This is a genomic window from Streptomyces rimosus subsp. rimosus (genome assembly GCF_000720725.1).
Classification (GTDB): Bacteria; Actinomycetota; Actinomycetes; order Streptomycetales; family Streptomycetaceae; genus Streptomyces; species Streptomyces rimosus_A.
The window spans coordinates 1-9,294 of record NZ_JOCQ01000175.1 but is presented as its reverse complement, the minus strand read 5'-3'; the positions used below and the strand labels follow the sequence as shown (position 1 = coordinate 9,294).

Annotated in this window: 8 protein-coding genes; 2 read left to right on the top strand and 6 right to left on the bottom strand. The window is 71.8% G+C overall.

The window, feature by feature from the left end; genetic code table 11:
- Positions 1–97: 97 nt before the first annotated feature.
- Positions 98–754, bottom strand: coding sequence for a response regulator transcription factor (locus IH45_RS0141535; RefSeq protein WP_030681907.1), 657 nt, complete (start codon positions 752–754; stop codon positions 98–100).
- Complete coding sequence (locus IH45_RS0141530; protein WP_030681902.1) at positions 745–1,881, bottom strand: sensor histidine kinase; 1,137 nt, start codon at positions 1,879–1,881, stop codon at positions 745–747. Before IH45_RS0141530 ends, IH45_RS0141535 begins: the two co-directional genes overlap by 10 nt.
- Before the next feature lie 108 nt (positions 1,882–1,989).
- On the opposite strand from IH45_RS0141530, the gene IH45_RS0141525 reads away from it, so the two are divergent.
- Complete coding sequence (locus IH45_RS0141525) at positions 1,990–2,619, top strand: DedA family protein (RefSeq protein ID WP_030681899.1); 630 nt, start codon at positions 1,990–1,992, stop codon at positions 2,617–2,619.
- On the opposite strand, the gene IH45_RS0141520 is transcribed toward IH45_RS0141525, so the two are convergent.
- The 4 genes from IH45_RS0141520 to IH45_RS0141510 all read right to left on the bottom strand — a co-directional run bounded on the left by IH45_RS0141520 (position 2,582) and on the right by IH45_RS0141510 (position 7,353).
- On the bottom strand, positions 2,582–3,403 hold the full coding sequence (locus tag IH45_RS0141520; protein ID WP_030681896.1) for an HAD family hydrolase: 822 nt from the start codon (positions 3,401–3,403) through the stop codon (positions 2,582–2,584). The two genes, IH45_RS0141525 and IH45_RS0141520, sit on opposite strands and share 38 nt — an antisense overlap.
- Positions 3,400–4,545, bottom strand: a complete 1,146-nt coding sequence (locus tag IH45_RS1000000151205) for a cysteine protease StiP family protein (RefSeq protein ID WP_463607463.1) — start codon at positions 4,543–4,545, stop codon at positions 3,400–3,402. The genes IH45_RS0141520 and IH45_RS1000000151205 overlap by 4 nt, the downstream gene beginning before the upstream one ends.
- A gap of 3 nt (positions 4,546–4,548) precedes the next feature.
- Positions 4,549–6,111 carry a phosphoribosyltransferase family protein gene (locus IH45_RS1000000151200; RefSeq protein WP_463607462.1) on the bottom strand — a complete coding sequence of 521 codons (1,563 nt, stop codon included), beginning with the start codon at positions 6,109–6,111 and terminating at the stop codon, positions 4,549–4,551.
- A 69-nt stretch (positions 6,112–6,180) separates the two neighbouring features.
- On the bottom strand, positions 6,181–7,353 hold the full coding sequence (locus IH45_RS0141510; protein ID WP_030681894.1) for an HpcH/HpaI aldolase/citrate lyase family protein: 1,173 nt from the start codon (positions 7,351–7,353) through the stop codon (positions 6,181–6,183).
- 219 nt (positions 7,354–7,572) lie between these two features.
- Between IH45_RS0141510 and IH45_RS0141505 the strand changes: the two genes are divergently transcribed.
- Complete coding sequence (locus IH45_RS0141505; protein ID WP_030681892.1) at positions 7,573–8,946, top strand: TerD family protein; 1,374 nt, start codon at positions 7,573–7,575, stop codon at positions 8,944–8,946.
- The last annotated feature ends 348 nt before the right edge of the window (positions 8,947–9,294 follow it).

The following is a 9,294-nucleotide window of genomic DNA, read 5'->3' as shown; positions in this document are numbered from 1 at the left end:
ACGAGTCGACGTGATGTGGGCACTCCTGCGCGACAACAGAGTCTTCACCTTCGCCCCGCCGGTCGCGCAGGCAGCTTGACGCAGTCATTGAAACTCCTCAGGTCCCCAGAAAGCGCAGTACGGCCAGGACGCGGCGAGAGTAGCCGGAAGTGCCGGTCAGACCGAGCTTGTCGAAGATCGCGTTGGTGTGCTTCTCCACGGCGCTGCGGGAGATGTGCAGCCTGGCGGCAATGGCCGCGTTGGTGTGCCCTTCGGCCATCTGGGCGAGGACCTCACGCTCACGGGCCGTGAGCGAGTTCAGCGGGTCGGCGCGGCTGCTGCGGGAGAACAGGACGCGTACGACCTCCGAGTCGAAGGCCGCCCGCCCTGAGCCGACCCGCTCCAGCGCGTCCAGGAACTCGTCCACCTGCACGACGCGGTCCTTGAGGAGATAGCCGACGCCCTCGCTGTCCTCGGTCAGCAGCTCGGTGGCGTACCGCCGCTCGACGTACTGCGACAGGACGAGTACGCCGACGTCCGGCCAGCGCTCGCGGATCCTGACCGCGGCCCGCAGCCCTTCGTCCGTGTGCGTGGGTGGCATCCGTACGTCCACGACCACCACGTCGGGCCGCTGCTCCGCCGGTACGCGCTCCAGCACCGTCATCAGTTCCGCGGCGTCCCCCACCGCGGCCATCACCTCGTGATCCTCTTCGGTCAGAAGTCGCACCAAGCCCTCCCTCAGCAAGGTCGAGTCGTCGGCGAGTACTACGCGCACGGCAGCTCCGCGATGATCGTGGTGGGTCCGCCGGCCGGGCTGGCCACCCGGAACCGGCCGTCCATGGCGGCGACCCGGCGGGCCAGTCCGAACAGTCCGCTGCCGGAGGCGTCCGCACCACCTCCGCCGTTGTCCTGGACCTGCAGGAACAGGGTGTTCTCCGCACGGTCGACGGTGACGGCTATCCGGTCCGCACAGGAGTGCTTGACGGCATTGGTGACCGCTTCCGATATGACGAAGTAGGTGACGGTCGCCACGGCGGTGCTGGGGTCGCAGGTGAGACGGTAGTCGAGCCGGACGGGCACCGCGGAGCGCTCCGCGACGGTTTCCAGAGCGGCCCGGAGCCCGGCCTCGTCGAGCACGGTCGGATAGACCCGCCAGGCGACTTCGCGCAGTTCGGTCAATGCCTGGCGGCTCTCTTCGTGGGCCTGTCTCAGCAGTTCGACCGTGCGGTTTTCGTCCTTGGCGCGCAGTGCGCGGCCGAGCAGCATGCCCAGGGCCACCAGCCGCTGCTGGACCCCGTCGTGCAGGTCGCGCTCGATGCGGCGGCGTTCGTCGTTGACCGCCGCGACGACCCCGGCCCGGCTGGAGGCCAGTTGCGCGACCCGCCGCTGCAACTCCTCCTCGTGCGTGGGGCCGAGGAAGTGGCGCGCCAGCCGGGCTTCCAGGGCCGCCACTCCGAACACCCCCTGGAGGCTGATGAAGAGCAGGAACGCGGCGCCCACACCGGTCTCCGCGACATCCACCGGGTGCTCGATGTGCGAGAACATCCATGCCGTCGACGCCCACAGGACGACGGTCGCCCCCACGAGCGCAGAGAGCACCACGCAACCGCCCAGTACCCCCAGGGCCCAGCGGACTGCCAGGTACTTGAGTGCGCGCTCGGTGTCGTACCCGTAGGAGAAATCGGCTCCGCCGAACCGCAGGCGGCGGCGCGCGGACTCGGTGAGGCACCGGGCCACGGCCGTCACCGGCTCCAGGACCTTGCGTCTCTCGCGCGGCCACACGAACACACAGAGCAGCGCGAGCCCCGAGAGCGCGATGAACGGCAGCTCGACCGCCACCATGCCCGCGCCGACCAACAATCCGACCGTGAGGCGCATCCCGCGCCGTGCCATCCCCCGCATGATCAAGACGCTAGTGGCTGTGCCGGCACCTCCACACTGCGGAAAACCACAGTGTTCTGTGCGGTTTTCCGCAATGTGCCCGCCCCCGCGGATTTCTACCGTCGAAGCATGAACGAACTCACGGAAACCAGCTGGATCACCGGGCTCATGGACACCCTCGGCGCACCCGGCGCGGGCCTGGCGATCGCCGCCGAGAACCTCTTCCCGCCCCTGCCGAGCGAGCTGATCCTGCCGCTGGCCGGCTTCGCGGCGGGCCAGGGCCGGATGTCCCTGTTCTCCGCGCTCGCGTGGACGACACTCGGATCGGTGGTCGGCGCGCTGGCGCTGTACGGCGTGGGCGCGGCGCTCGGCCGGGCCCGCATGCTGGCGATCGCCGCCAAGCTGCCCCTGGTCAAGGTGTCGGACGTCGAGAAGACCGAACGCTGGTTCCAGCGGCACGGCACCAAAGCGGTGTTCTTCGGCCGGATGATCCCGATCTTCCGCAGCCTGATATCGATACCGGCCGGTATCGAGCGCATGTCGATACCGGTCTTCCTTCTCCTGACCACGCTCGGAAGCCTGATCTGGAATTCGATCTTCGTTCTCGCCGGCCACGCGCTCGGCGAGAACTGGGAGGAAGTGACCGGTTATGCGGACACGTACTCAAAGGTGGTCCTGGTGGCTGCCGCCCTGGCGGTGCTGGCCTTCCTGGCCATACGGCTCAGCAGGAGCGGGCCGGGGCAGCGGCGGCGCGGGTGAAGGCCCGCAGGATCTTCTCGCCCGCAGCGACTCCACGCTCGCTCAGTGCGGTGACGTGCGGAGCGTCCCACCCGGAAGCCGCCAGTTCCCCGTGACCGGGGCGCCAGCCTCGGTCCGCGGCCAGCAGCAGGTCGGCGTCCAGCAGCGAGTCTCCGGCGGCGAGTGTCTGCGCGGCACCGGTCCGCCGGGCCACTTCCGCCACGGCCGCGCTCTTGGTGAGCGGCTTCGGTACGGCATAGATCTTCCGGCCCTGGAGCGAGACGGTCCAGCCGCGGGCGTCGGCCCACTCGGCGAGTTCCTTGACCCAGGTCTGCGGCAGCAGCGAGCGCTCCACCACCAGGTAGGCGAAGAGGTCTTCGGCGACGCGCTCCTTGAGCAGCCAGGCCGGATCGGCGCTGCGCAGCAGATGCGCACGGACCTCGTCGAGCGTGGCGCACTCCGCAGTCAGCCGCGCGGCGACGGTGCGCTGCCAGTCGCGGTCGGACTCGCCGTCGACGAGCAGGTGGCCGCCGTTCGCGCAGATGGCGAAGCGCGGTGCGCGGCCTGGGAGATGGATGCGTCCGTACTGCTCACGGGTGCGCGTGGTCGTCGGGACGAATGTGGTGGTGTCGGCAAGTTCGGCCAGCAGTCCCGCTGCCGTCTCCGTCATGTAGGAGAGCGGTTTGTGCTCGTAGACCTCGACGCAGAGCAGGCGCGGCGCCTCGGCGTCGGGCATGGCCAGGTCCAGCGCGGCAGCCGAATAGATGAGGGTGCGGTCCAGGTCGCTGGCGACGAGTGTGCTCACAGCGCGGTCACCGCCTTGCCGTCCGCACCCGTCGCGCCCCGCGTATAGCGGGGATGGATCAGTCCCACGCAGGAGTAGGGGAGTTCGTCGACCTCTTCGACGGGTACGCCCCGCTGTTCAGCCAGGAGACGCACATGATCAAGGTCGGTACCGGCACCGCGCCGGGCCAGAATCTTCCAGGGGACCCGCCGGAGCAGCACCCGCGTGGTCTCGCCGACACCCGGCTTCACGAGGTTGACGTCGTGGATGCCGTACGCCTTGCTGATCCGCTCGACCGCGGCCCAGCCCGCCCACGTGGGCGCCCGGTCGGCCGCGGCCAGTTCCTTCACGTCGGAGGCGACCTGCTCGGCGACCTCGTCGAAGCGCGCGGCGACCGTGTCGACGAACGTCCGCGACAGATCGGCGTCGGCCAGATCGCGGTAGAACTTGGCGCCGTGGAAGTCGTCGGGCCCCACGAGGTCGTCGCGCAGTACGGTCCGCGAGATCAGGCCGGAGACGGTGGAGTTGAGGCACGCGGACGGGATGAGGAAGTCGTCGCGGGTGCCGTAGGTGTCCACGCAGCCGCCGGGGTCGGCGAGGACGGCGATCCGCGGGTCGAAGCCGGGGAAGCCCCGCAAAGCCTCGGCGAGTTCGCGGGTGATGGCGCCCTTGCCCGTCCAGCCGTCGACGAACACGACATCCGCCGGATCGTGGTGGGCGGCCAGCCAGCGCAGGGCGGTGGTGTCGATACCGCGGCCGCGCACGATCGAGATGGCATAGTGCGGCAGGTCGAGCCCGTCGGCGTACTGTGCCCAGCGGCGCATCAGGACGCCCACCGGGGTGCCGGCGCGGGCCAGGGAAACCAGTACCGGTCGGGGAGAGCGCTCGGTGAGCACGGTTTCCGTGACGGTGCCGACGGCGCGCGCGATGCGGGCGGCGGAGGTCGCCAGAGCGCTGTGGAACAGCGCCTGGTACTGCTCGCTCGGCTGGTATTCGACGGGCAGCGATTCGGCGTAGTGCGCGCCACCGGCCTGTATCGCCTCCTCGCGCTCCTCGGTCGGCGCTTCCAGACTGACCGAGGACAGGTCCTGGAGCAGCCAGCCGACCTCGTCGGGGGCGTAGGAGGAAAAGGCGGGGCCGCGCAGCGGCTCGGGGAGTGGCATCGGTCAGACCTGTCGTTGCGTGGCGTGGGGCGTGGGCTGCGGAGCGGGCTCCGGTGCCTGCGGCAGCGCGTACGCCGGTGTGTAGGAGGGGACGACGGCGAGCAGCAGCCGGTCGGTGTGGGGGGCGAGCTGTGCCAGGAGGCCGTCGTTGCCGAGGAGTTGCGGAGTGTCGCCGTGGGAGTCGGTGACGGCGATGATCGCGTCGAAGCGGCGCTGCGGGTCGGCACCGGCCGCGATGTTGTACGCGTACCGCTCCCCCGGCCCGTCGGCCGGCCGGTCGTGGGCGGGGAAGGCCAGCCGGGTGCGGATGGCGTAGCCGGGATCGTCCACGGCGAGGACCGGCGAGCGAGTGGTGGTCGAGAAATAGACCTCGGCCGGTATCGCGTCGTCCAGGGCTCCGGCGAGGCGCAGCGGCGCGTACATCAGCTCTTCGTTGCCGAGGACCAGCACCCGGCGAGAACCGGCGAGCCGGTCGGCGATGCGGGCCGCCATGCCGGGGAGTGCGGCTTCCAGTCGGGCCCGGTGCGCGGGCGTGAAGCCGTGCCGACCACCGTCCGGCACGCCCTCCGGCCAGCCGAGATGGATGCGCTCGGGGAGTGGCCGACCCGCGGTACCGCCCGGGGCCGTAGTGCCGCCCGGGGCCGTAGTGCCGCCCGGGGCCGCAGTGCCGCCCGGGGCCGAAATCCCGTCCGCAGCCGCGCCCCCATCCGGAGTCGCGCCCCCGCCCAAGTCCGAGACCCCGCTCAAGTCCGAGACCCCGCCCGCAGTCACATCCTCGCCGGGGGCTGCCACGCCCCCCGACGCACCGGGCGCTTCCGACGGCGCGGTGTCCTGGTGAGCCGCGACGAGGGCCTGGCCCCGTTCGAGAACGTCGGCCGGGAGTTGTACGCCCCCGGCGGCCAGGGATATGAGATCGACCCGCGCGCCCAGGTCCGCGGCGAACTTGTCCAAGTGGTTGCGGTCCGCTTCCGAACGCATGTCGACCAGGGCGACGACGACGTACCGCTCGCGCGGGAAGCGGGCGTGCAGGGCCTGGATGGTGTTCAGGACCGTACGGCCGGTGGAGAACTCGTCGTCGACGAGGACCAGGGGGCCGTCCCCGGCCAGCAGCGACGGGTCCTCCGGGAGCAGCAGGTGCGAGGTCGCGTGGCTGTGCTCCTCCTCGAAGCCGCCCGCCTGCGCCACTCCCGCGACCGGCCGCCGCGTGGAGTGCAGATACGGCGCGAGGGCCAGCCCGTCGGCCACGCTGTGGCCGAGCCCCGTCGCGGTCTCCGCATATCCCAGGACGACGGCGCGTGCGGCGTCCGCGTCCCCCAGCAGTTCGCGGACCCGGCGCCCCAGCCCGAGCCCCGCGCCGTGGACCGCTTCCGGCCGCTGCGGTACGTGCTTGCCGAGTACGTTCGACACGAGCAGATGAGCCCGCTTGGGGTTGCGCCGCAGCGCCAGGCCCAGCAGCCGGGGCAGTTCGGGCCCGCCGCTCAGCGAGACACCGAGCCGCTGCGCGACCCACTCTCCGGTCCACACCACTGCGCCCGTCTCCTTCGTCTCTTCCGCCGTCGTCGTCATCGTTCGTCACTTCCTGGGTGCCCTCGGCCCGGTGGGGCAGCAGCCCCGGCCGCCGAGGCGTGCGCCGCGTCAGGTGTGCGGGAGGCTCGCCGTCAGCAGTTCCACGAAGCCGACGCCTTCGCGGGCCACTCCGAACGCCTCGGCCCGCAGGAGGGTCCGTTCGGCCCAGGCCCGGTGCGGTTTGATCTCGTTCATCTTGTTCGTGTACGCGGAGCGCAGGACGCCGCCGTCGCCCCGCTCGGGCCGCAGGATGTCCACGGCGTCGCTGAACTCCTCGTGGCTGACGACCGAGAGCGCGTGCACCGGCGCCACGTGCGAGGGGTGGATGCAGGTCTTGCCCTGGAGGCCGTTGGCGCGGTCGAGTTCGATCTCGCGCAGCAGGCCGTCCATGTCGTGCTCGATCAAGGCCGTCCGGAGCTCCTCCGCCCGGCCCAGGAAGGGGCTTTGCCGCAACTGCGGCTTGAACATCCGCTCGTGCAGGCGGAAGTACTCCCACACCGGACCGGTGACCGTGAAGCCGGTGCCGTCCGCCCGGCCGAGTACGTTCACCACATCCGCGATCACGGACGCGACGATCTGCACGTCGTACGCGGTCATGTCGGGCGCCCGGCGCAGCCCGTAGGCCGAGCAGAAGTCCGTGACGCCGAGGCGCAGGGCCAGTATCCGGTCACGGTATTTGTCCACCGTGCGCGCTATGCCCCGCAGCGTTTCGCCGCGGCTCTCCAGGTGCAGCAGCTCCGGCGACTCCAGCACCGGCATCGCGAACAGCCGCCGCCCGCAGTCCGCCTCCGCGCCGGCCAACGCCTCCAGGAACGGAACACCCCGCTCCTCGGTGAACTTCGGCAGTACGAATCCAGACAACAGCCGCACGGCAGGGCCCAGTCGGCCCACCAGGTCCGGTATCTGGGCAGCCGTGCGGACCCGTATGAAGAGCAGCGGGAGGTCCGCGCCGTTCCCGGGTTCCCGGGCGAGGGCGGCGAACTGCCGTACGAGGTTCTCCTCACCGGCCACCACATCGGCGTCGCTGATGGAGTCCTCCAGGCAGAGCACCATGGACACCACGCCACGGCCGGCCTGCTTGAGGATGTCCTCGGCGAGCTTGGGGCGGGTGGCAGGACTGTAGAGCGTCGCACCGAGGGCCGCCGAGAGCGTGCCGGGCGGGGAGTCGGCGGTGAACTCGACCGGCTCCTTGTGGAACAAAGCGTTCCGGATATCGGGCGCAAGGTGCCCAAAATGACGCATAGAACTCCCCGTGAGCAGGCGGGGCCGGGGCCACCCCGCGGCGACTCGCTGTCTGGATCCGGCCGGTAATCGTACGTGCGACCGCGACGGGAAAGTTCCCGCCCATGTGAAAAGCACGTGACCCGCACACGACGGCCGGGTGTCGCGGGGACCGGCCGGGCCACGCCGGTGAGGCCCCCGCGTTGTCCCTCCGACCTCCGGGAAGGCAGGATTACGGACATGACGCACGCGATGCTGAAAGGGTCGAACGTACCCCTCGACACCACGGCGGTCCGGGCCGTGGTGCGCTGGACGCCCGGCGCCGGAGTGCCCGATGTCGATGCCTCGGCCCTGCTCCTCGCCGCCGACGGCCGCGTGCGTTCGGATGCGGATTTCGTCTTCTACAACCAGCCCCGCCACCCCAGCGGCCTGGTGCGGCACCTGCCGAAGACGCGGCTGGCCGACGGGCTGGCCGACACGATCGAGGCGGATCTGGCCGCCCTCGAAGCGTCGGTGGACCGCGTCATGCTCACCGCGTCGGCGGACGGCGGGACCTTCGCCCATGTGCGGGACCTGCGTGTACTGCTCTACGACGCCTCCTCCGGGGAGGACGAGCCGATCGCGGTGTTCGACGTGGTGCCGGAGACGGGCAAGGAGACGGCCCTGATCTGCGGCGAGTTGTACCGGCGCGGTGATCAGTGGAAGTTCCGGGCGCTGGGGCAGGGGTACGAGCAGGGGCTGAACGGCCTGGCCACCGAGTTCGGGATCTCGGTGGAGGAGGACGACGACGCGGCCGCCGGTCCCGGCACGGCCGCCTCAGCGCCATCCGCCCCGGCCCCGTCCACCGCGACCCCGGCCACCACGGCTACGGGCGCTTCCGGGACGCACGCACCCACGCCCGCCGCCACGGGCGGCAACGCCGCGACGACCGGCAGCACGGCACCGGCCGGCGGTGCGGCAGCGGCGACCGGCAGCACGGTACCCACCAGCGGTACGGCGGCGGCGACCGGCGGCGCAGCAGCGGCCGGCAGCACCCCCCGCGAGGGGGATGCTCCTTCGCCCGCATCGAACCCCGAGGACACCACCCAGCACCTCCCCGACCCGGACCCGTCGCAGCCCCCGGCAGCGCCCTCGGCTCCGGCTCCGGCGGCCTTCCCCGCACCGTCCTCACCCGCACCGGCCTCCCAGGCAGAGCCGGACTTCTTCCCCCTGCCGCCTCCCGCCGCCCCGCCTACGAGCCCGCCGTCCACGGCGCCGCCCGCCGGGGCGCCGGCTGCCGCGTTCCCGCCTCAGCCGCAGCCCACCGGTGGCGGCTACGGCTATCCGCCGAACGCCCCCACCTTCCCGCCGCCCCCTGCGCAGCCGCCTGCTCAGCCCTCGTACGGGTATCCCGGGCCGATGCCGCAGCAGCCGCAGTCGCAGCCCGCGTACGGCTACCCGCAGTCTCCGCAGCAGGCCCAGCACCAGCCCTATCCGACAGGGCCGATGGCCCCGGGCGTCCCGGCCCCTCCGGCCTACGGCTACCCGCAGCAGTCCCCGGGCCCGGGCCCGACCCCGATCCCGGACCCGGCTTTCGTCCTGCCGCCGCAGGGGCCGCAGTTCCAGCACCGCTGACCGGCGACCGGCAGCCCGCCGCCTCAGGAGACTGCGCCTACGGCAGGCGGGCAGCCCGGCACCTCGCGGACGGAATCCCCGCGAGCGCCGACCCGAGCGTCAGCACGGACACGAGCACGCCCGCAAGCGCCGGCCCACGTAGGCGCCGCCCCACGTAGGCGCCGGACGGCACGCGTACACCGGCCCGCACGCACCCGGACACAGCTCCATACGCGAACGCCGCCCCGCACGCGTACACCGGCCCGCACGCGAACGCCGCCCCACACCCGGACACCGCCCCGCCCCCCCAACAGCACCCCCCCCACCCCAGCCGTGACGTTTCCGCCCCGCCGCCCCCCGCTCTCACAC

What these genes read in the sequence shown, in the direction of transcription:
- IH45_RS0141530 (WP_030681902.1), bottom strand. Translation starts at nt 1,881, where the DNA reads ATGCGGGGGATGGCACGGCGCGGGATGCGCCTCACGGTCGGATTGTTG.
- IH45_RS0141525 (WP_030681899.1), top strand. Translation starts at nt 1,990, where the DNA reads ATGAACGAACTCACGGAAACCAGCTGGATCACCGGGCTCATGGACACC.
- IH45_RS1000000151205 (WP_463607463.1), bottom strand. Translation starts at nt 4,545, where the DNA reads ATGCCACTCCCCGAGCCGCTGCGCGGCCCCGCCTTTTCCTCCTACGCC.
- IH45_RS1000000151200 (WP_463607462.1), bottom strand. Translation starts at nt 6,111, where the DNA reads ATGACGACGACGGCGGAAGAGACGAAGGAGACGGGCGCAGTGGTGTGG.
- IH45_RS0141510 (WP_030681894.1), bottom strand. Translation starts at nt 7,353, where the DNA reads ATGCGTCATTTTGGGCACCTTGCGCCCGATATCCGGAACGCTTTGTTC.
- IH45_RS0141505 (WP_030681892.1), top strand. Translation starts at nt 7,573, where the DNA reads ATGACGCACGCGATGCTGAAAGGGTCGAACGTACCCCTCGACACCACG.